Consider the following 20466-nt stretch of genomic DNA (forward strand, 5'->3'; position numbering starts at 1 on the left):
CCGATGACCGTCAACGCCCCATCCGCCCCCGCCGCCCGGCAGGTGCTGCCCGCCGAGGAGCGCCATGCCGCCGAGCTCGCCTTCCTCGCCGCCCACGACTCCGGCCCCCGGCCGCCCGGCTGGGCACTCACCCCGCGCGCCGTCGTCACCTTCGTCTGCGGCAGCGACGGAACCGAACTGACCCTGCCCGGGCGCCGCGCCGGCCTCCCGGCCAAGCTCACCGTGACGCCCAAGTTCGTCGGTGAACGCGCCCTGGTGGAACGCTGCGTGGTGACCCTCGCCGGGGAGCGCGGACTTCTCCTCACGGGCGAGCCCGGCACCGCCAAGTCGATGCTCTCCGAACTGCTCGCGGCCGCCGTCTGCGGCACCAGTTCCCTCACCGTCCAGGGCACCGCGGGCACGACCGAGGACGCCTTCCGTTACGGCTGGAACTACGCGCTGCTGCTCGCGCAGGGCCCCACCCCCCAGGCCCTGGTCGACTCCCCGGTCCTCTCCGCCATGCGTACCGGGCGCGTGGTCCGGGTGGAGGAGATCACCCGCTGCCTGCCTGAGGTCCAGGACGCCTTGGTCTCGATCCTGTCGGACCGCCGGGTCAGCGTGCCCGAACTGACCGCCACGGAGGACGCGGTGGTCTGCGCGGCCCCCGGCTTCACCGTCATCGCGACCGCCAACCTGCGCGACCGCGGCGTCTCCGAGATGTCCGCCGCCCTCAAGCGGCGGTTCAACTTCGAGACCGTCGCCCCGATCGCCGACGCGGACGCGGAGGCGGTACTGATCCGCCGTCAGGCCGTCGCCGCCGTACAGCGGGCCGGCGCCGCCTTCGGAGTCGACGACGCGGTGCTCGACGCACTCGTCACCGTCTTCCGCGACCTGCGCTCGGGACGTTCCGCCGAGGGCTGGGACGTGGAACGCCCCGGTACGGTCATGTCCACCGCCGAAGCCGTGCAGGTGGCGGCCTCCCTGGGGGTCGCCGCCGCGTACCTGCCGGACGGCGACGTGCTGGACCTGCTGCCGGGGCACCTGCTGGGTGTCGTCCGCAAGGACGACCCCGCCGACCACGCACGGCTGCTGGGCTACTGGGACGGCCCGGTCCGGCGCCGGGCCGAGGACGGCTCGGCGATGTGGCGCCGTCTCTGGGACCTGCGCGGGAGCCTGCGTTGACGCACACCGACCCCCGGACCGCGGTCGATGGGCTCGCCGCGGCCCGCGCTCCCTTCCTGATCGGGGTACGGCACCACAGCCCCGCGCTGGCCGCGGTGGTACCGGCCCTGCTGGACGCATCCGGCGCGGACGCGGTCTGCGTCGAGCTCCCGGCGGACTTCCAGAACTGGGTGGAGCACCTGGCGGACCCGGAGACCGTCGCGCCCGTCGCCCTCGCGGGCAGCGGCGAGGACGGACGCCTGGCCTTCTACCCGTTCGCGGACTTCTCCCCGGAACTGGCGGCGATCCGCTGGGCCCGCCGTTCGGGCGCGGTCGTCCTGTGCTGCGACCTCCCGCTGTCCGACCCCGGCTGGACCCCCCGCCCCGCCGTCCCGCACCCCTCCTCACCCGCAGACCGGCCCGACACCGTGCCCGAGGCTTCGCCCCGGGCGGCGGACGCCACCTCGAACGCGGCCTCCCGTACGGTCCCGGTCCGGGCCACGGGCACGGCCACCCGGACGGACACGGCCGCGGAATCCGGTGGCGCGCCGCGGCCCGCGGGCGGTTTCGCCGCGGCCCTCACCGCCGCGGGCACGGGCCGTGACGGCGACGACCTGTGGGACCGTGCCGTCGAGGTCCTCGCCCCGGGCTGCAGCCCGGAGGCCGTACGCCGCGCAGCGCTCGGCGTCGGCTGGGCGCTGCGCGAGGACGGCCCGGTCCCTGCCCGGGACCTCGCCCGCGAGGCCCACATGCACGCCGTGATCGCCGGCGCCATCGCCGGCGGCCGGCGCGTGGCCGCCGTCATCGGCTCCTTCCACGCCCCCGCCCTCCTCGGCCCCGAAGGCAACTCCACGGCCGTCACGGCGCCGGCCGCCGGGGGCGAACCCGCCCCGGAAGCCGGTTCCCCCACCGGGACGGAAGGCGCCCCCGGCGGCGCCGGGCCGCTCGGCTCGGGGACCGCTCCGAGCGGCAGCACCGGCCCGGGATCGGCCGCTGGTGCGGGCGCCCCGCCCGCAGGGCCCTCCGCGACGGGCGGACGCCCGACCCCCGGCCGCGGCCCGGTCGGCGAGGCCTCCGGGCGGGGGAGCGGCGGGGAAGCGGCCGTCACTTCCCTCGTGCCGTACTCCTTCGACCTGCTCGACTCCCGCTCCGGTTACCCCGCCGGCATCCGCGACCCGCTCTGGCAGCAGGCCGTCCTCGAAGCCGGCGGCGACCCCGAGCGGCTCAGGGAGGCAGCCTCGCACGCCGTCACCGGCCTGTGCCGGGAACTCCGCCGGGCCGGACACACCGCCGGGACCGGCGAGGCCGCCGAGACCCTGCGGCTCGCCTGCGACCTCGCCGTCCTGCGGGGGCTGCCCGCACCCGGCCGCGGAGAACTCGTCGAGGCCGTCACCACCGTCCTCGGCCAGGGCGAACCCCTCGGCCGCGGCCGGGCACTGGCCCAGGCCCTCGAAGCCGTGCTCGTCGGCACCGGCCGCGGGCGGATCACCCCGCACGCCCCCCGCTCCGGCCTCGGCCCCTCCGTCGAGGCCGAACTCGCCGAGCTGCGCCTGCCGTGCCCGGCGGATCCCGCGCCCCGCGAGATCCGCCTCGACCCGCTCCGCTCCGCCCTCGACGGCCGGCGCGAGGTCCTCCTCCAGCGGCTCCTCGTGTGCGGGGCTGCCTACGGAGAGCCCCTCACCGTCGCCGCCACGGGGGACGGCACCGCCCTCGGCACCAGATGGCGGCTCTCCTGGACGCCTTCCGTCCCGGCCCGGCTCGACCTCACCGGCGTGCGCGGCGTCACCGCCGCCCAGGCGGCGGCGGGGACGCTCGGCGAGGACGCCCGCCGGGCCGCCGCCGACGGCGGCCCGACCCCGACGCAGATCCTCACCGGTCTGGCCGCCGCCGCGCGGTGCGATCTGCCCGAGCTGGTCGACGTACGCCTCCACGAGGCGGCCACCGTCCTGCCGCAGACGGCGGCCCTGCCCGAACTCCTGGACGCACTCGACCTCCTGGAAGCCCTGCACCGCGGCCACCTCCCCGGCACCTCCGCCGCGTCCCGCGCCGCTTGCGCCGCCCTCACCGACGACCTCCTCGACGCCGCCGTGCGGTCCCTACCCGGCCTCGCCGGCAGCGAGCAGCCGTCCGACGCCGCCGCCCTCGTGGCCCTCGCCGATCGCGCCGCCGCCCATCACCTGGGGCTGCGCACGGACGCCGCGCTCGCCGCCCTCGCCGCCTCCGCGTCCCCGCTGATGCAGGGCGCGGCCCAGGCCGTCCGGGTGCTCCTCGACCTCGACCCGGCCGGGGCGCTCGGCGACCGCGCCGCCGGGTGGATCGACGGCGCCGGAACCGCCGACAGCCGCCGCGCGCTGTCCCGCCGGCTCGCCGGACTCCTCACCGCCGCAGGCCCGTTGCTGCAGTCCTCCCCGACCGCCCTCACGCCGCTCCTCGACCGCGTCGACCACCTCGCCGACCAGGACTTCCTCGACCGGCTCCCGGCCCTGCGCGGGGGCTTCGACGCCCTCGCCCCGGCTGCCCGCGACCGGCTGCTGGACACGGTCACCGAACGTCTCGGCGACCGCGTGGACCTCGCGCTCGACGCCCCGCCCGCCCTGCTCGGCCTCTGGGCCGCCGCCGATGCCGCGGGCCTCGCCGCACTCAAGGCCCTCCCGCTGCCCCCGCCGCGGGACCCGGCCGCGGCCCTGCCCGCGGTCCCGGCCGCGGACTCGGCCGCCCTCGGCGCACCGCCCGTCCGGACCTCCGGGTCCGACGCCGGGCAGCGCCGGCTCGCCCCGGCCGACCGCTGGCGGCTGCTGCTCGGCCGCGAACGCGACCGGCTCCCCGCCGGCGCCCGCCGTTATGCCCGTGCACTGGACGAGCTGTACGGCACGGGACACGGCGAAGGCGCCGGCGACCTCGGCACCGGCCGGGGGCCGGGCCGGGGCGGCGGCCAGGAGGCCTCCTTCCCGACCGCCCGCGCATGGTCGCAGGAGCTCGAAGCGCTGTTCGGCGCCGACGTACGGGAAGAGGTCCTGGCCGGTGCCGCCGACGCGGGCCGCACCGACGTGCTCGCCCAACTCGACCCGGCGGCCGTACGGCCCTCCGTGGAACTGCTGAGCTCCGTACTGTCCCTCGCCGGCGGCCTGCCGGAGGCCCAACTCGCCCGTCTCCGGCCCCTGGTGAAGAGGCTGGTCGACGAGCTCTCCCGAGAGCTCGCCACCAGGCTGCGCCCGTCCCTGTCCGGGCTCAGCACCCCCCGTCCCACCCGACGCCCGGGTGGTGCGCTCGACCTCGCCCGGACCCTGCGCGCCAACCTCGCACACGCCCGCCGTCGTGCCGACGGCACGGTGGTCGTCGTGCCGGAGCGGCCCGTCTTCAGCACCCGGGCGAGCCGCGAGGCCGACTGGCGGCTTGTCCTGGTGGTCGACGTGTCCGGCTCCATGGAGGCCTCCGTCATCTGGTCGGCCCTGACCGCGGCGGTACTGGGTGGCGTCCCCACCCTGTCCACCCACTTCCTCGCCTTTTCCACCCAGGTCGTGGACCTCACCGACCGGGTCGAGGACCCGCTGTCGCTGTTGCTGGAGGTGCGCGTCGGCGGCGGCACCCACATCGCCGCCGGTCTCGCCCACGCCCGCTCCCTGATCACCGTCCCCAGCCGCACCCTCGTCGTCGTGGTCAGCGACTTCGAGGAGGGCGCTCCGATCGGCGGCCTACTCGGCGAGGTCCGCGCGCTGGCCGCCTCCGGTGCCCACCTGATGGGCTGCGCCGCGCTCGACGACACGGGCCACCCCCGCTACTCGGTCCCGGTCGCCCGGCAACTCGTCGCGGCCGGCATGCCGGTGGCCGCCCTCAGCCCTCTCGCCCTCGCCCGCTGGGTGGGCGACCGCCTCCGTGGGGAGTCCCGTTGAGCACCGCACTGCCGCCCGTCGCACCCGAGGTACTCGCCGAGGCGGTCGAAAACCTGACGGCACGGCTACGCAAGAAGCTGGACGACGCCACCGCCGGCTGTGCGGACGCCGCCCTCCGCGCAGCTGACGGAAGCGTCGCCTTCCGGTTCGGCGCGGACGCCCTCGTCACCCTGCGCCCCGGCCCGTCGGGGACGGTGACCGAGGCCGGACAGGCCACCTGCACGTGCCTGCTGGCACCCCGGTGCCTGCACCGGGCCGCGGCGCTGGGCGCCGCCCCGCTCGCGGACGCGGTACCGCCGAAGCCCGAACCGGACACGGACGCGGTCGTCGCCATCGTTGGTGCCGGTGCCGGTGCCGGTGCCGGTGCCGGTGCCGGTGCCGTGGCCGCGGGAGCGCGCGAGGCGGCGGCGCCGCCCGCCGCCGGCGCCGCCCCGACCGCCGAGCCCGTTGCGGCCCTCACACCGGCACAGCTCGGCGCCGCAGCCGCGCTCTGGCATGCTGCGGCCGAAGCCCTGGCGGCGGGCGTCACCGCAGGCGGCGCCGTCGTCCAGGCCGAGCTGCTGCGCGCCGCGCACACCGCCCGCCTCGCCGGACTGCCCCGCGCGGAAGCGGCCGCCCTGCGCGTCGTACGGGGCCTGCGCGCGGCCCGCGAACGCCACACCGCACACCGGCTGGGCGACCTCACCGGATCCTTCCGCGAACTCCTGCACACGGCCGGGGTGCTGGCCTCCGGTACGGCAGATCCGGCCCTGACCGGTACCTCCCGGCGCGCCTACACGGCGGGCGGCAGCCTCCGGGTGCACGGACTGTGCCGCGAGCCGGTGCTCTCGGCCACCGGCTACGGCGGTGTCGTCACCCACCTGCTCGCCCCGGACGGCTCCCGTTACTCGATCTCCGACGTCCGACCGGGAGGCCTGGCCCGTGCCCGTGGGGCGGGTCGCGCCTCCGTCGCCCTCGGCGGCGCCACCCTCGACCACGCCGGACTCGCCCGGGGCGGCCTGAGTATCGTCGGCGCGACGGTCTCGGCGGAGGGCCGGCTCGGCGCCGGACGCGGGGTCAAGGCGACCCCGCTGACCGGCGCCGCGTGGGCCGACGGGCCCGCGGCCGCGCTCTTTGCCCGGCCCGCCGCCGAGGCCGTCGCCGCGCTGCTGGCGGACCCGGCCCAGGCGGCCGACGCGGAAACCGCTCTGATCGGCTGCGACGTCGTGGTGGCCGGGCCGGCCGGCGACCACCTCCTCGTCCGTGAGGCACGGCCGGACGCGCCCCTGCTGAGGTTGTTGCCCGCGCATCCGCACCCGGAGCTGCGGCACACCGAGAACCTGCGGCGGATCGCCTCGTACCCCGGACTGCGGCTGCGCGTCCTGGGCCGTCCGGATCTCGGCCGCGCCGCCACCCTCCGCCCGGTGGCGGTGGGCCCGGTGCCCGGCGAGCCGTACACGCTGCGGCTGCCCGAGGAGTGGCTGGCACGGGCCGACCTCGGCTACGACCGCCTCCAAGGCGAGCACTTCCCCCCGCCGGACGCCGCCGGTCCCGCGCCCGAGCTCGGCCCGGTGGCGGCGGCCGGCGCGCCGGACCCGCTGGCGGACTCCCCGCTGTGGCGGGTGCGCCGTCTCCTTGAGACCGGGGTCGCCGGCGGCCGGCGCGCCGTTGCCGAGGCGGCCCGGGGCACGGCGCCGCCGGCCGCGTACGGTCCGCTCCGCAGGGCCGGGCTCACCGGCGCGGCGGACCTGGCCGCCGCCCTCGCGGCTGAGGCCGACCGGCGCCCGCGCGACGCCTTCGGCCGGCTCGCCGACCCCTCGTCCGACGGCTACGCCTGGGCCTGGCTGGCCGCGGCGACACACCTGGCGGCGGCGGAACGCTCCCTGGTCGCCGCGTCGTGGACGGCCGCACCGACCGCAAGTAGGCCCGCAGCGCCGTGAGGTCTCCGGCGGCCGGTCCCCGGCCCGGATGCGCCTCGGCCTTCCGGGCCCCGGCCGAGGGGTCGGAGGGAACCGCTGCGCGCGTGAACACCTCTTGGAGCCCGAGGGGGGATGCACGCGATGACGAAGACAGCGGTGTCCGGGGCCGGACGCCTGGCGGTGGCGGGGCTCCTGTGCGCGGTCCTGGCGGGGTGCGGTACCACCGGGGCGGACCGGACCGCAGCGCAGCAGACCGGGGTGCGCACGCCGGCACCGGCCGACTGCGACCTGGACGCGACGACGGATGAGGAGACGCACGGGCCGTCGCCGCCCTGTTCACGCGGTGGCGCCGCGAGATCTACGGCGATCACGGCACCCTGACCCTGCGCACCGCGGAGCAGGAGGTCCTCACTCAGCAGTGGTGACACCGGGCCACCGCTCGTCCCAGAGGCCGCAGTGGTGCTCGGCGCGCCCGTCCACCGTGCGGATCCCGTCGGCGCCGGGAGCCAGCGACAGCAGCCGCGCGGGCACGCCCAGCAGCGGCCACCCCGACGCGCCGGGTGCCGTCGGCACGCCGGTCCGGGCGAAGGCGGTCCAGTAGCCGGCCATCCGGTCCGCGAGTCGCTGCTGTGGCCGCGCCAGTGGGGTGAGGGTGAACAGGTACGGCAGTTCGAAGCCGTGGGCCGCTCCGAGCGGCAGCCCCGGCACCGGCGGCAGCCCGGTGAAGTCGGGTGCGTCGCGGTCGTCGAACCGGTAGCCGTACGTGGGCACGTGCCGCCCCAGCGCCGCGCCGTCCCGCAGCGTCGGGCAGATGAACGACGCGTCGGTCAGTACGGTGGCCCAGGCGATCGCGGGGGTCGGGTACGCCGACACCGGGTAAGCGGCCTCCACGGCGCGGGCCGTCTCCGCCCCGAAGGACCGCTCGGTCCGGGCCCGATAGGCGTTCTCGTCCCCGATCGAGTACGCCGCCAGGGTCTGGGCCAGGAAGAGCCGCATCTCGTCCCGCGTGGTTCCCAGTGCCACCGGCACCCGGTGGAACCGTCCGGCCTCCAGCGCACGGCGCGGCTCCGTCGGCAGGGTGCCGTCGCCGTACGGAACCAGTGAGAAACGCTGCATCAGGTCGGCGGTCGCGAGGGTGCCGGCGTCCAGTGCGCGCAGGCAGTCCAGCACGCCCGAGGGCCGGTCGCAGCCGAGCCGGGCCGCCGCGCGGGCGCCCTCCTCGGTCGTGCGCCGCGCCGGCACGAAGGGCTCGTAGGTCCCGGCGTCCGCGAGCAGTGCCGACGGCGGTGCCGCGGTCGAGCACGAGCCGCTCTGCACGATCGCCCGGTGGAAGAGGCCGGCCGAGGCGGGCGAGGCGAGGTGTGCGCAGACACTCAGTGCGCCCGCCGACTCGCCGAAGACGGTGACGTTGCCCGGGTCCCCGCCGAACTGCGTCGCGTTCGCCCCTACCCAGCGCAGTGCCGCCCGCTGGTCGGCCAGGGCGAAGCCGGGGGCACCGCCGAGCTCCGGGTGACCGAACAGCCCGAAGACGCCCAGCCGGTAGTTGACCGTCACGACGACCACATCACCTTGGACGGCCAGGCGGTCCGGCCGGTAGGCGTCTCCGGAGCCGCTGAAGAAGCCTCCGCCATGGAACCAGACCATGACCGGCCGCGGCCGAGCCCGGACCGCCGGGCCGGCCGGGGCGGTCACGTTGAGGTACAGGCAGTCCTCGGAGCCGACCGGTCCGCCGGGAGCGAGTACGGGCAGCTGGACACAGCGGGCGCCGGGCGTCCCCGCGTCCCGTACGCCGTTCCAGCGGTCTGCCGGCTCCGGCAGCCGCCAACGGCGCGGGCCGGTGGGGGGAGCGGCGAAGGGGATCCCCTCGAAGGTGCTGTACGCCCCGTGGGTCCGGCCCCGCACCGGACCGCGGTCGGTGTCCACGACGGGTCCCTCCGGCCCGGCCGAGGCGCCCGTCAGCAGCAGCACGACGGGCAGCAGCAGCGCGCACCGGCGTCGGACCCCTCGCATGTCGGGCACGGCTTCGCCCTTCCCCTCGGGGCCCGTCACGGCGACCCCCGTTTGCCCGCCCCGAATGGCGCAGTGGGCGGAAGTGGCACTCAATGTAACAAAGCGTGCGCTCACCATGACGCACGATGACCGGCGTGCGATTGCCTAGACCCGCGCGTCGGCGAACGGAGCTTTCCATGAATGACCCCATCACTCTCTCGGCGACGCAGCACGAAAGCAGCCGCGGGACCCCCGACAACACCGCCCCCGATGCCCCCGATGCCCCCGACGCCCCACCGGAGCCGGCCGCCCCGGACCGAGCGGTCGCCCCAGCCGGCCCGGATGTCCCGGACGATTCCGACGCGCCGAGCACGCTGCGCATGCGGACCCTCCTGGAAACGGCCGCCACCTGCCGCCCGGTGGAGGAGGTCACCGCTCTGGTGGGCCTCCTCAAGGAGGACGGCCGGCTGCCCGACGCGGGACAGGAGGCGCTGCGCGCGGCCGCCGTGACCCGGCCCGTGCAGGACGTGGAACGGATGGTCACCCTGCTGGGCGACGCCCCGCAGGAGGTGGGCGAGGCGGACATGACGCTGCGCGCCGCCGCCGTCGGGCGGTCCATCGAGGACGTCGCCCTGCTGGTGAACATCCTCGGCCGGGACGCGCCCGGCGAGCCGGAGCAGCAGAACCGCGCCCGACCCGCCGAGGCGCCCGCACCCGCCGCCGAGCCGCACCCTGCGCCGACGCCGGGGCCGTACGCGAAGCCTCACGAGCCCACGTACAGGGAGCCGTACGACGCGCCCCGCCGGGCGAAGCCCCGGCCGCCGGCTCCCGTCCCGGCACCGGCCGGCAGTGCGGCGCGCGGGCACGCGCTGCGCTGGCCCGTGGCGATCGCCCTGCTGGTCAGCGGCGCCCTGCACCTGCCGCAGGACCTGACGGCCCTGTCGTCGGCGGGCCCCCTCGGCCTGCTGCCCCTCCTGGTCACCCTGGCGTGCCTCGCCGTCGGCGCGCTCGTGGCGCTGCGCGACACCACGGCCGTGTGGCGGGCCGGCGCGGCCACGGCGGTGGGCGTGGTGGCCCTGCACGTCCTCGGTGGCTCGCTGGCCTTCGACCCGCTGGCCGGCACCGTGGGCGGCGGCCTGGCCTGGGCGGGTGCCGCCGTCATGCTGTGCGCGGCGGCCGGGGCGGTCCTTGCCGGCCTGGCACTGAGGAACCGTCAGGAGGCTTCGGCCTGACGGGCGGCTCCGACCGCCGCAGCGGCACCCCGCGCACCGCGCGGGGTGCCGCTGCGTTCGCGCGCTCCTCAGACGAGCAGGTTGACCGCCCCGGTGAACACCCTCGGCAGGCGGGCGGCCAGCGGGACGATGCGGGGCGCGAGGCGCGGCCGCCGCCGCGCCCAGAGCAGCGCCTCGGTGAGCGCGCGGTAGCTGCGCGACAGCTCCCGCCAGGCCTGCTCGTAGGCCTGGGGTCGTCCGGCCCGTACGCACCGCACGAGTTCGCCCGCGGCCGTCACGGCCAGGGTGAGCCCTTCGCCGGTCAGGGCGTCCACGTAGCCCGCTGCGTCCCCCACGAACAGCACCCGCCCCGCGACGCGGACACGTGCCCCCTGGCGCAGCGGACCGGCGCCGCGCACCGGTGTGTCGGCGTATCCGCTCAGTCGGTCCGCCAGGTGGGGGAAGTGAGCGAGTTGTTCGTCGAAGGGCGCCTGGTCTGCGGTGAGCACCGCGACGCCGATCCGGTCGGGCGCGAGCGGGGTGACGTAGGCCTCGGACCGCGCCGACCAGTGCACCTCGACCAGGTCGCTCCACGGCGCGACGGTGAAGTGGCGGCGCAGTCCGTAGCGGGCCGGACGGCGGGGGGCGGCCGGGGCCGACAGGCCGAGCCCGCGCCGGACGGGGGAGTGCAGGCCGTCCGCAGCGACGAGATAGCGGGCGGTCAATCCGGCCGCGGTGACGTGTTCAGCGCTCTGGTGCACCCGGTCGACGCGTCGCGGCAGGAACTGTACCCCCAGCTGCGCGGCCCGGCCGGCGAGCGCGGACTGGAGGTCCGTGCGGCGGGATCCGAGGCCCGGCCCGCACCGGAAGAGCCCCTCGGCGCGCAGGCCGCTGGTGCCGTCGACGTAGCGGATGCCTCGGAACGGCTGTCCGGAGACGGATACGCCCAGCGCACCGAGGCGGCGTACCGCCCCGGGCATCAGGCCTTCCCCGCAGGCCTTGTCGATCGGGGTGGGGCGCGGCTCCGCCACCACGACCTCCAGGCCGGCGAGGGCGCCGTGGATGGCGGTCGCCAGCCCGGCCGGACCGCCGCCGGCGACCAGCAGGTCGATCATGACGGCGCTCCCGCCGACGGGACGGAGGCGGGCGCCCGCAGCCGTCCGCCGTCCGTCAGGGCGGCGTCCTCGCAGCCGATCCGCACCCTCAGCAGGGCCAGGTTGAGCACGGTGAAGCCGAGCGCGGTCAGCCAGGCGGAGTGCACGAGCGGCAGCGCGGCGCCCTCCGCGACCACCGCCACGTAGTTCGGATGGCGCAGCACCCGGTACGGACCCCTCTCCACCAGCGGAAGTCCGGGGACGACGAGCACCCGGGTGTTCCAGCGCGGGCCGAGGGAGGCGATGCACCACCAGCGCAGGCCCTGGGCGGCGACGGCGACGGCGAGGGCCGACCAGCCGAGCAGGGGGACGAAAGGCCGCCCGGCCGACCAGGGTTCGACGACGCAGCCCACCAGCAGCGCGGTGTGCAGGGCGACCATGGCCGGGTAGTGGCCGCGGCCGTACTCCTGGCCGCCGCGCGCCAGGCTCCACGCGGTGTTGCGGCGGGCGGTGGCCAGCTCGGCGAGCCGTTCGGCGGCGACGAGACAGACGAGCAGCTGGTACAGGCTCAGGGAGTTCACGGGGTTCACCAGCGCAGGAGGACGAGTTCGGAGGCGAAGCCGGGGCCGATGCCGAGCATCAGCCCGACGGAGCCGGGCGGCGGTCCGTCGCGGTGGACGCCTTCCAGGATGTGCAGGACCGAGGCGGACGAGAGGTTTCCCACGGCGGCCAGTGACCGCCGGCTCGCCGCGAAGGCCGCCTCCGGCAGGGCCAGTGCGTCCGAGAGGGCGTCGAGGATCTTCGGGCCGCCGGGATGGCAGATCCACGCGTCGACGTCCGCGGGCTTGAGGTCGTGCGCGGCGAGGAAGCTCTCCACCTCCTCGGCCACGTGCAGCCGCGCCAGATCGGGGAGCTCGCGGCCGAGGACCATGCGCATGCCCCAGTGGCCGATGTCCCAGCCCAGGGCGTGCTCGGTGCCCGGGTAGAGGCGGCTGCGGGTGGCGACGACCTCGGGGCCGGTGCCTGTCGCGTGCAGCGGATGGCCGCGGCCCACCGCCACCAGGGCGGCCGCACCGTCGCCGAAGAGGGCCCCGGCCACCAGGTTCGCCATCGAGGAGTCGGTGGCTTGGAGGGTGAGCGAACACAGCTCGGTGGACAGCAGCAGGGCCGCGTGACCCGGCCGGCCGGCGAGGAGCTCGTGCAGATGGCCCACTCCGGCTGCCCCGGCGGCACAGCCGAGGCCGAAGAGCGGCAGCCGCCGTACGTCGGGTCGCAGCCCGGCGGGTGCGGCCAGGCGCGCTTCCAGCGAGGGGGTGGCGAGCCCGGTCACGGTGGTCGACATGACCAGATCGATCTCGGGGGCCGTCAGACCGGCGTCGGCGAGGGTCAGTTCCAGCGCCCGTGATCCGATTTCCCGGGCCGTCTCCAGGAAGAGGGCGTTCGTCGTGCCGAAGTCGTTGGCGGGCCCGTAGCGCTCCAGCGGGAGGGCGAGATGACGGCTCTCCACGCGCACCGAGGCGTGGACCCGGCGCAGCAGGGCGGTGTCGGCGCCGGGCGGCTGGAACCGGACGAGCGCCTCCGTGATCTCGGCCTGGGAATGGCGGTGGGGCGGGAACACGCTGCGCACTGCCAGAACACGTGTCATTGAGTCACCATAGAAAAGAACTGACACTTCGTTACGAATGCGCTGATTCGGGCGCGGCGCCGCCTAGTGTGTCGCCGTGCCCGTGCGAACCGCGCAGAGTGCCCAGCGTCCCGAGCGCCCCGAGAATGCCGAGGGCCCCGGCGCGGTCGGCGCCGCCCGCGCCCTGGCCGCCCTGGCTGCGGCCTCCCACCCGCTGCCCGCGGCGGCCGTCACGCTCTTCACCGCTGTGCTGGCCGTCGCGGCGGGGCACGGGCCGGCGGGGGCCGCCCTCGCGGCGGGGGCCGTGGCTGCCGGCCAGCTGTCGGTCGGCTGGTGCAACGACCGGGCCGACCTGCGGCGCGACCTGGTCTCGGGCCGGAGGGACAAGCCCCTGGTCGCCGGCAGGGTGTCGGCCGCCGCCGTGGCACGGGCGGCGGTCGTCGCGCTCCTGCTCTGTGTGCCGCTGTCCCTGGCGGCCGGCGGGCTCGCCGGCGCGGTGCACCTGGTCGGCGTGGCGGCCGCCTGGGGATACAACCTCCGGCTGAAGGGCACGGCCGCCTCCTGGGCCCCGTACGCCCTGGCCTTCGGCCTGCTGCCGGCCTTCGTCACCCTGGGGCTGCCCGGTGGGCCCTGGCCGCCGCCGTGGCTGATGGCGGCGGCGGCCCTGCTCGGGGCGGGCGCCCACTTCGCCAACGTGCTGCCCGACATCGACGACGACCTGGCCACCGGGGTGCTCGGGCTGCCGCAGCGGCTGGGCGCCCGGCGCTCGGCCACGGTGGCCGGGCTGCTCGTCCTGGGCTCGACCGCGGCCCTGGTCGCCGGACCGCCGGGGCGGGTGACGGCGTACGGCTGGGCACTACTGGGCGCGACGGCGGCGGCACTGCTCCTGGCGTCCCGCAGGCCCGCGGGGAAGCTCCCGTTCCTGACGGTGATGGCGGTGGCCGCGGCCGACGTGGTCCTGTTGGTCGCCGAGCTCCGCCCCTGAGCACCCCGCCGGGCGGTGTTCGCCCGGCGGGGCCGGGCCGCCCCCGCGACGTCCGCCCCCGCGACGGCCTCACGGTCGGTCGCGCCTCAGGGGGCCCGGCGGGTGCGGGTCCAGGCCAGGAGGTGGCCGGCCGGCCAGGTGTTGATGACACGCTCCGTCGCAACACCGCACTCCACGGCCCGTTCGCAGCCGAGGACCTGCCAGTCCAGCTGGCCCGGGGCGTGCGCGTCGGTGTCGATGGCGAAGAAGGTCCCGGCCGCCACGGCCGTCCGCAGCAGCCGCCGCGGCGGATCAAGCCGCTCGGGCCTGCTGTTGATCTCCACGGCCGTGCCCGTTTCCGCACAGGCCGCGAACACCGCCTCGGCGTCGAACCGGGACTCCGGCCGGGTCCGGCCGGTGACCAGCCGCCCCGTGCAGTGCCCCAGGACGTCCATCAGCGGGTTGCGCACGGCGGCCAGCATCCGCCGGGTCATCGCGGGCGCGTCCATCCGCAGTTTCGAGTGCACCGAGCCGACCACGAGATCGAGCCGGTCCAGCAGTTCCGGCTCCTGGTCGAGGGCCCCGTCGTCCAGGATGTCGCACTCGATCCCGGTGAGCAGCCGGAAGGGCGCCCAGGTGGCGTTGAGCGCAGCCACGGCGTCCAGCTGCTCGCGCAGGCGGTCGGGGGAGAGGCCGCGTGCCACGGTCAGTCGCGGCGAGTGGTCGGTCAGCACGGCCCATGCGTGGCCCAGGTCGGCAGCCGCCCGGCCCATCGCCTCGATCGGGCTGCCGCCGTCCGACCAGTCCGAGTGCAGGTGGCAGTCCCCGCGCAGGGCCGCCCGCAGTGCGGCGGCGGCCGGTGACGGCGGGGGGCCCTCCGGAAGCGCCGCGGCCTGGTCCTCCAGGCCGCGCAGATAGGCCGGCACCCCGCCGGCGAGTGCCTCCCGTACCACTGCGGCCGTCTTGGGGCCGAGTCCCTTGACCGCCTCCAGGGAGCCGGCGGCGGCCCGCTCCGCCACCTCCTCGGGCCCCAGGCGCACGACCACCGCGGACGCGGTGCGGAATGCCCGCACCCGGTAGCCGGGCGCCTGCGCGCGTTCCAGCAGGAACGCGATCCGGTCCAGCGCCGCAGCCGGGTCCATCGGCCACCTCCTGCCGCACGGGGTGGCCCCAGTGTCCGTCGCGGACGGCGGCTACGCCTCCCGTGGACCCTGGGCCGCCTCCTGCGCCTCCGCCAGGGGCACGGCGGCGTCCAGCGCGGCGGTGAGCCGACCCAGGCGGTCCTGGAGATCGGCCACCTCGGCGAGCTCGAAACCGGTGGCCGCCGCGATCCGCCGGGGCACCTCCGCCGCGCGGGAGCGCAGCGCCGCACCTTCCTCGGTCAGGTGAGCGCGGACGGAGCGCTCGTCCTCGGTGCTGCGCTCGCGGCGTACCAGCCCGGCCGCTTCCAGCCGCTTGAGCAAGGGGGACAGGGTGCCCGAGTCCAGCCGCAGGTGCTGTCCGATCTCCTTGACCGGCAGCTGGCCGTGCTCCCAGAGCACCAGCATCACCAGGTATTGCGGGTAGGTGAGCCCCAGGTCCTTGAGGACCACGCGGTAGAGGCCTCCGAAGGCGCGGCTCGCGGCGTTCAGCGCGAAGCAGATCTGCCCGTCGAGGCGCAGAAAGTCCTGGTCGGAGCCGATGGAGGTGGGCTGCTCGGTCATGCCGGCCAGTCTACCCGGCAAGACCTGGAGAGGCATTGAATTGCGCACAACTTAATTGCGTGCTCTACTGATGGGGCGCGGCCGGCCTCGGCCGCCACCACGGTTCACCGCTTGCGAGAGGAACTCTCATGGACGCGCTCTACACCGCTGTCGCCACCGCCAACGGCCGCGAGGGCCGCGCCGTCAGCTCCGACGGCCAGATCGACCTCGCCCTGGCCATGCCCCCGGCGCTGGGCGGCAACGGACAGGGCACCAACCCCGAGCAGCTCTTCGCCGCCGGCTACGCCGCCTGCTTCGCCAGCGCGCTCGGCCTGGTCGGCCGCCAGGCCAAGGTCGACACCAGCGAGGCCTCGGTCACCGCGGAGGTCTCGATCCTCAAGGACGGCGCCGGCTTCGGCCTCGCCGCCACCCTGCGCGTCGAACTCCCGGACTCCCTCGCCGGTGAGACCGGCGCCCTGCTGGTCAAGCAGGCCCACGAGGTCTGCCCCTACTCCCGTGCCACCCGCGGCAACATCGAGGTCGACCTCGTCATCGAGTGACGCGGGCCGTCCGGCCGGGAACCTGCCGGGGACCGGCGGAGATGCCGGACGCCCGGCGTGCGGCCACCATGGAGTCGGACCGACTCCGACGGGGGCCGCACGCCGGGAGGCGCCAGTGGCGCACACCAACACGACGGACGTACTGGTCGTCGGCGCGGGTCCGGTGGGCCTGACCGCCGCCGCCGAGCTGCGCCGCAGGGGCGTCGCCTGCCGGATCGTCGACAGGCTCCCCGCCCGGCTGCCCTACGCGAAGGCCGTGGGCATCCAGCCGCGCACCCTGGAGATCTGGGACCGGATGGGGATGGTCCGCCCCGTGCTGGACGCGGCCGTCCCGCTGCGCGGCCAGCTCACGTACGTCAACGGCGTCGAGCAGCCCCGCATCGACCTCGTCCTGCCGCCCGAAGTGCCCTACCGCTTCGCGGCGCTGCCGCAGTACGAGACCGAGCGCATCCTCGAAGAGCACCTGGCCCGCTGGGGAACCGCCGTCGAACGCGGCACCGAACTGGTCTCGTTCCGCCAGGACGCGGACGGCGTCACCAGCCGGCTGCGCACCCGCTCGGGCGCCGAGGAAGAGCTGCGCACCCGCTACCTGGTGGGCTGCGACGGCGCCCACAGCGTCGTGCGCAAGGGACTCGGGCTGTCCTTCGAGGGCGGCGCCTTCCCCGAGGAGTACATGCTCGCCGACGTCGAGGCCGACGGGGACCTGCCGTACGGGTACTCCCTGCGCGCCATGCACCTGGACGCCGCCGGCGCCGTGGACGACGTACTCGTGTGCATCCCGCTGCCGGGCCGCGCCCGTTACCGGATGTCCATGAAGGTACCGCCCGAACTGTCCACGGCCGAACAGGCCGCCGACGGTGTCGCCCACGGCCTCCAGAACGGCCCGGCTCCGCAACTGGCCGACATCCAGACCGTCCTGGACCGGCTCTCGCCGACCCCCGCCACCGCCTCGCACATGCGCTGGTCCTCGGTCTTCCGGATCAGCCACCGGATCGTGGACCGGTACGGGCATGGCCGCGTCCTCATCGCCGGCGACGCCGCGCACATCCACCCGCCGACCGGCGCCCAGGGCATGAACACCGGAATCCAGGACGCCTGGAACCTGGCATGGAAGCTCGCCCTGGCCGTCGACGGCGCCGCCCACCCCGGCCTCCTGCCCAGCTACGACGCCGAACGCCGCCCCGTCGGCGAGGAGGTCGTGGGCCGCACGGTGCGCCATGCCTCCGCCCGAGGAGTCCAGTCCGACCCCGAGAACGCCCGCACCCTGATCCTGCGCGAGGCCCAACTGCTCGTCGGCTACCGCGGAAGCCCCATCACCGACCCCCCGGGAGAGGGCCCCGGACCCCGTCCCGGCGACCGGGCCCCGGACTGCGGCGGCCTCACCTCGCCGATCGCGGCCGTCCCGCTGCGCCTCGCCGACCTGCTCCGCGGGCGCGAACACGTCCTCCTGCTCCACGGTACCGGCCTCGACGAACTCGCCCTGACGGCGCGGGAGTACTCCGGCGGCCGGGTCGAGACGTGCGTCGTCCTGCCGGCCGACACCCCGCCCGACGCCCCGGCGGGCCCGGGTGCCCTGCCCGCGTACCACGACACCGGCGGCGAGTTCGCCCGCATCTACGCCTCCCGGCCGCCGACCGCGCTCCTCGTGCGCCCGGACGGATACCTCGGCGCCCGGCTCTCCCCGCCGACCCCGGGGCGACTGGCCGCACATCTCGCGACCGTGTTCGCCCGGGACGTCCGTGGCTGACCCCTCGGAGGCCCGCCCGGACGGGCTCCTCGCCGGACGTCAGTCCCGCGCCCCGGCGCGCGCGGCCTCCCGGCGCCCCCGCTTGCCCAGCGCCGCCAGCGACAGGTCCTGCGCCTGTGACCGCAGCTGCTTGAAACCGTAGCCGCGCTCCGTCAGCCAGGCCTCTGCCGCCAGCTCCGCCCGGGCCGCCGCGTCGAGGATGTCCTCCTCCGCCTCCCCCGAGTCCAAGAAACGGAAGGTGAAGAAGGGGCGCGCCGCGAGGTCGTACGTCAGATGCCCCTCGGCCGTGAACTCCGCGCGGAGCATGTCGTGCTCGGACGCGGCGGCGAGCAGTTCGGCCCGCTGGTCGTCGGTCAGTCCGTCGAACGCGCCGCGGACGGTGATACGGAAAGTACGGGTACTCATCCGCGCAGCCTAGGACGGGGGCTCCGTACCCCGCATCCGGATATCGACCGGTCCGCCCCACCCCCGTTTTTGGATTGCCGGACGATCCTCAATACGATCCGGCGATGATCACAAGAAAACGGCTCGCGGCCAGGGCCTGCGCCCTGTTCGCCGCTCTGGCCGTCGGGCTCTTCCCGGCGAGCGCCACGGCCGCCGACGGACCGGCGGCGAAGGAACCCCCCAAGGTCGACCTCGTCCTGGACGTCAGTGGCTCCATGCGGACCAACGACATCGACGGCGGGTCCCGCATGGCCGCCGCGAAGCAGGCTTTCAACGAGGTCATCGACGCCGTCCCCGCGGAAGTCCAGCTCGGGATACGGACCCTGGGCGCCGACTACGCGGGTGACGACCGCACGCTCGGCTGCAAGGACACCAAGCAGCTCTACAAGGTGGGCCCCCTCGACCGGACCGAGGCCAAGACCGCCGTGGCGACCCTCGCCCCGACCGGCTGGACCCCGATCGGGCCGGCCCTGCTCGGCGCGGCCCAGGACCTGGAGGGAGGCAACGCCACCAAGCGGATCGTGCTCATCACCGACGGCGAGGACACCTGTGCCCCGCTCGACCCGTGCGAAGTGGCCCGCGACATCGCGGCCAAGGGCATCCACCTGGTCATCGACACCCTCGGCCTGGTTCCCGACGCCAAGACCCGGGCCCAGCTGACCTGCATCGCCGAAGCCACCGGCGGTACCTACACCTCCGTCCAGCACAAGGCGGACCTCTCCGGCCGGGTCCGCCAACTCGTTGACCGGGCCGCCGACCCGGTCGTCAACCCGGTGGCGACCGAGGGCGCGAAGCAGTGCGCGAGTGCCCCGCAGCTCAAGGCCGGTCTCTACAGCGACCGCGAGACCTTCGGCGAGCACCGCTGGTACCGGGTGGACGTGCTGCCCGGCCAGGAACTGCGCGCCTCGGTGAGCATCGGAGCCGACAGGGCGGTCAACAACGACTACGGCGTCCTGCTGCGCGCCACGACCATCCACGGGCGGGAGATCGTCCGCGGCTCGGAGGCCGGCGACGGCCGCACCGACGTCCTCTCCACCGGCCTGCGCTACCCCAAGGCCGAGACCGACGACACCGGCTCGGACGCGAAGCCCGCGGCCGAAACCGTCTGCCTCCAGGTCAGCAACTCCTTCTCCGCTCCCGCCTCCGTGAAGACCACTCCCGGCATGCCCGTCGAGCTGACCATCGACCTGGTCGACGGCCCGCGTGACGCCTCCGACGCCGCGGCCTTCGGCCTCGGGCGCGGCTGGTGGACGCTGGCCGTGTTGGTGCTGGCCGGACTGTTGGCCGGACTGGTGTGGGGATGGATCTCCCGCTGGCGCATCTCCGTCTGGAGGACCAACTGATGCGTACCGTACGCAGACTGGCCGCGGGCCTGCTCGCGGCGGCCGCCGCCCTCGCGGTGGCGGGTACGGCCGCCGGTACGGCCATCGCCGACACCCCGTCGCCGAGTGCCACCCCCGGAAAGGACACCGCCGGGGCCGCCGCCCCGACCGAGGCGGGCACGAGCTTCCGCACCGCCACACCGCTGTGGCCCGGCCAGAAGGCCACGGCCGGCGCCTCCAGCGGCGACTACCTGTACTGGGTGCTTCCGGTCGATGCCCAGCAGCGCGTCACCGTGAAGGCCGACGTCACCCTGCCCGAGTCCGCCGCCCGGCACGGCACCTCGACCTGGCGGCTCGACGTGTACGACGGGCTCCGCCGCCGGCAGGCCTGCACGTACGGCATGCAGAGCAGGGCGGCGGCCAAGGAGGCGGCCTCGGTCGAGCTGTCCTGCACCCTGCGCACGGTACGCGCCGGAGCGGAGCCGTGGGCCAACGACCCGCTCCCGGGCAGCTACTACGTCCGCCTGACGGTCGTGGACCTGCCGGAGGAGGACCTGGGCCTGCCGGTGCGCGTGGCCGTCGAGGCCGACGCCCGGGAGCAGGGAGGCGCCTTCGCGGTGGACGGGGCCCTCGCCGAACCGCTGGTCGCCGGTACGGTGACCGGCTCCCTGCGCGACCCGGAGGACGGCTGGTCCGGCGGCTGGTGGTCCGACCGCTGGCTTTGGACGGCGGCCGGCGGAGTGCTCGGAGCCCTCGCGGGCATCTTCGGCTACTCCCTGACGCGCGGCCGGGGCCGCCCGTCCCGGGTGCCGCCCGGCGCCTGACCCCGGCTCACCGGCCGTTCTCCCGCCCTCGGCGGGAGAACGGCCGGTGACGGGCGAGCGGAGGGCGGTCGCCGCCC

General features: G+C 76.0%; 17 protein-coding genes. 10 read left to right on the top strand and 7 right to left on the bottom strand.

The features are described 5' to 3' along the window. Positions 1-3 precede the first annotated feature (3 nt). The 4 genes from R4Z63_RS31285 (at position 4) to R4Z63_RS31300 (ending at position 7309) form a co-directional block, all read left to right on the top strand. On the top strand, positions 4-1161 hold the full coding sequence (locus R4Z63_RS31285; protein ID WP_037917330.1) for an ATP-binding protein: 1158 nt from the start codon (positions 4-6) through the stop codon (positions 1159-1161). Then, positions 1158-5030 (top strand): DUF5682 family protein, encoded by a 3873-nt coding sequence (locus tag R4Z63_RS31290; protein WP_384827349.1) that lies wholly within the window; start codon positions 1158-1160, stop codon positions 5028-5030. Before R4Z63_RS31285 ends, R4Z63_RS31290 begins: the two co-directional genes overlap by 4 nt. Then, the gene (locus R4Z63_RS31295) at positions 5027-6949 is read left to right on the top strand and encodes a hypothetical protein (protein ID WP_384455621.1); all 1923 of its coding nucleotides are present in this window, start codon (positions 5027-5029) and stop codon (positions 6947-6949) included. The genes R4Z63_RS31290 and R4Z63_RS31295 overlap by 4 nt, the downstream gene beginning before the upstream one ends. Before the next feature lie 120 nt (positions 6950-7069). Beyond that, positions 7070-7309 carry a hypothetical protein gene (locus R4Z63_RS31300; protein ID WP_384455624.1) on the top strand — a complete coding sequence of 80 codons (240 nt, stop codon included), beginning with the start codon at positions 7070-7072 and terminating at the stop codon, positions 7307-7309. 27 nt (positions 7310-7336) lie between these two features. Here R4Z63_RS31300 and R4Z63_RS31305 read toward each other — a convergent pair whose 3' ends face one another. Next, on the bottom strand, positions 7337-8938 hold the full coding sequence (locus R4Z63_RS31305) for a carboxylesterase/lipase family protein (protein ID WP_491522642.1): 1602 nt from the start codon (positions 8936-8938) through the stop codon (positions 7337-7339). A 176-nt stretch (positions 8939-9114) separates the two neighbouring features. Between R4Z63_RS31305 and R4Z63_RS31310 the strand changes: the two genes are divergently transcribed. Beyond that, positions 9115-10149 (top strand): hypothetical protein, encoded by a 1035-nt coding sequence (locus R4Z63_RS31310; RefSeq protein ID WP_384455627.1) that lies wholly within the window; start codon positions 9115-9117, stop codon positions 10147-10149. 68 nt (positions 10150-10217) lie between these two features. Here R4Z63_RS31310 and R4Z63_RS31315 read toward each other — a convergent pair whose 3' ends face one another. Genes R4Z63_RS31315 through R4Z63_RS31325 form a run of 3 tightly spaced genes read right to left on the bottom strand, consistent with a single transcriptional unit; the run spans position 10218 to position 12867 of the window. Next, on the bottom strand, positions 10218-11243 hold the full coding sequence (locus R4Z63_RS31315; protein ID WP_384455629.1) for an NAD(P)/FAD-dependent oxidoreductase: 1026 nt from the start codon (positions 11241-11243) through the stop codon (positions 10218-10220). Further along, a complete protein-coding gene (locus R4Z63_RS31320) occupies positions 11240-11803 on the bottom strand; it encodes an isoprenylcysteine carboxyl methyltransferase family protein (protein WP_384455632.1) in 564 nt (187 codons plus the stop codon). Before R4Z63_RS31320 ends, R4Z63_RS31315 begins: the two co-directional genes overlap by 4 nt. Positions 11804-11808: 5 nt before the next feature. Further along, the gene (locus R4Z63_RS31325; RefSeq protein ID WP_037917339.1) at positions 11809-12867 is read right to left on the bottom strand and encodes a type III polyketide synthase; all 1059 of its coding nucleotides are present in this window, start codon (positions 12865-12867) and stop codon (positions 11809-11811) included. Between the two features lie 76 nt (positions 12868-12943). Here R4Z63_RS31325 and R4Z63_RS31330 point away from each other — a divergent pair, with 76 nt between their 5' ends. Further along, the gene (locus R4Z63_RS31330) at positions 12944-13831 is read left to right on the top strand and encodes a UbiA family prenyltransferase (protein WP_384455635.1); all 888 of its coding nucleotides are present in this window, start codon (positions 12944-12946) and stop codon (positions 13829-13831) included. An 86-nt stretch (positions 13832-13917) separates the two neighbouring features. Here R4Z63_RS31330 and R4Z63_RS31335 read toward each other — a convergent pair whose 3' ends face one another. Both R4Z63_RS31335 and R4Z63_RS31340 read right to left on the bottom strand, forming a co-directional pair. Next, positions 13918-14952 (bottom strand): PHP domain-containing protein, encoded by a 1035-nt coding sequence (locus tag R4Z63_RS31335; RefSeq protein ID WP_037917341.1) that lies wholly within the window; start codon positions 14950-14952, stop codon positions 13918-13920. A 51-nt stretch (positions 14953-15003) separates the two neighbouring features. Next, complete coding sequence (locus tag R4Z63_RS31340; protein ID WP_384455638.1) at positions 15004-15513, bottom strand: MarR family winged helix-turn-helix transcriptional regulator; 510 nt, start codon at positions 15511-15513, stop codon at positions 15004-15006. A gap of 128 nt (positions 15514-15641) precedes the next feature. Between R4Z63_RS31340 and R4Z63_RS31345 the strand changes: the two genes are divergently transcribed. Continuing rightward, positions 15642-16052, top strand: coding sequence for an organic hydroperoxide resistance protein (locus R4Z63_RS31345; protein ID WP_037917345.1), 411 nt, complete (start codon positions 15642-15644; stop codon positions 16050-16052). Between the two features lie 115 nt (positions 16053-16167). After that, positions 16168-17799 (top strand): FAD-dependent monooxygenase, encoded by a 1632-nt coding sequence (locus tag R4Z63_RS31350; RefSeq protein WP_384455642.1) that lies wholly within the window; start codon positions 16168-16170, stop codon positions 17797-17799. A 39-nt stretch (positions 17800-17838) separates the two neighbouring features. On the opposite strand, the gene R4Z63_RS31355 is transcribed toward R4Z63_RS31350, so the two are convergent. Then, on the bottom strand, positions 17839-18204 hold the full coding sequence (locus tag R4Z63_RS31355) for a DUF6204 family protein (RefSeq protein WP_384455645.1): 366 nt from the start codon (positions 18202-18204) through the stop codon (positions 17839-17841). 104 nt (positions 18205-18308) lie between these two features. Here R4Z63_RS31355 and R4Z63_RS31360 point away from each other — a divergent pair, with 104 nt between their 5' ends. Both R4Z63_RS31360 and R4Z63_RS31365 read left to right on the top strand, forming a co-directional pair. Further along, a complete protein-coding gene (locus tag R4Z63_RS31360; protein ID WP_384455648.1) occupies positions 18309-19586 on the top strand; it encodes a VWA domain-containing protein in 1278 nt (425 codons plus the stop codon). Next, complete coding sequence (locus R4Z63_RS31365; RefSeq protein WP_037917353.1) at positions 19586-20389, top strand: hypothetical protein; 804 nt, start codon at positions 19586-19588, stop codon at positions 20387-20389. Before R4Z63_RS31360 ends, R4Z63_RS31365 begins: the two co-directional genes overlap by 1 nt. Positions 20390-20466: the final 77 nt, after the last annotated feature.

This window comes from Streptomyces sp. PL-29 (genome assembly GCF_058344425.1).

What these genes read in the sequence shown, in the direction of transcription:
- R4Z63_RS31285 (WP_037917330.1), top strand. Translation starts at nt 4, where the DNA reads ATGACCGTCAACGCCCCATCCGCCCCCGCCGCCCGGCAGGTGCTGCCC.
- R4Z63_RS31300 (WP_384455624.1), top strand. Translation starts at nt 7,070, where the DNA reads ATGACGAAGACAGCGGTGTCCGGGGCCGGACGCCTGGCGGTGGCGGGG.
- R4Z63_RS31305 (WP_491522642.1), bottom strand. Translation starts at nt 8,938, where the DNA reads ATGCGAGGGGTCCGACGCCGGTGCGCGCTGCTGCTGCCCGTCGTGCTG.
- R4Z63_RS31310 (WP_384455627.1), top strand. Translation starts at nt 9,115, where the DNA reads ATGAATGACCCCATCACTCTCTCGGCGACGCAGCACGAAAGCAGCCGC.
- R4Z63_RS31315 (WP_384455629.1), bottom strand. Translation starts at nt 11,243, where the DNA reads ATGATCGACCTGCTGGTCGCCGGCGGCGGTCCGGCCGGGCTGGCGACC.
- R4Z63_RS31325 (WP_037917339.1), bottom strand. Translation starts at nt 12,867, where the DNA reads ATGACACGTGTTCTGGCAGTGCGCAGCGTGTTCCCGCCCCACCGCCAT.
- R4Z63_RS31335 (WP_037917341.1), bottom strand. Translation starts at nt 14,952, where the DNA reads ATGGACCCGGCTGCGGCGCTGGACCGGATCGCGTTCCTGCTGGAACGC.
- R4Z63_RS31340 (WP_384455638.1), bottom strand. Translation starts at nt 15,513, where the DNA reads ATGACCGAGCAGCCCACCTCCATCGGCTCCGACCAGGACTTTCTGCGC.
- R4Z63_RS31345 (WP_037917345.1), top strand. Translation starts at nt 15,642, where the DNA reads ATGGACGCGCTCTACACCGCTGTCGCCACCGCCAACGGCCGCGAGGGC.
- R4Z63_RS31355 (WP_384455645.1), bottom strand. Translation starts at nt 18,204, where the DNA reads ATGAGTACCCGTACTTTCCGTATCACCGTCCGCGGCGCGTTCGACGGA.
- R4Z63_RS31360 (WP_384455648.1), top strand. Translation starts at nt 18,309, where the DNA reads ATGATCACAAGAAAACGGCTCGCGGCCAGGGCCTGCGCCCTGTTCGCC.
- R4Z63_RS31365 (WP_037917353.1), top strand. Translation starts at nt 19,586, where the DNA reads ATGCGTACCGTACGCAGACTGGCCGCGGGCCTGCTCGCGGCGGCCGCC.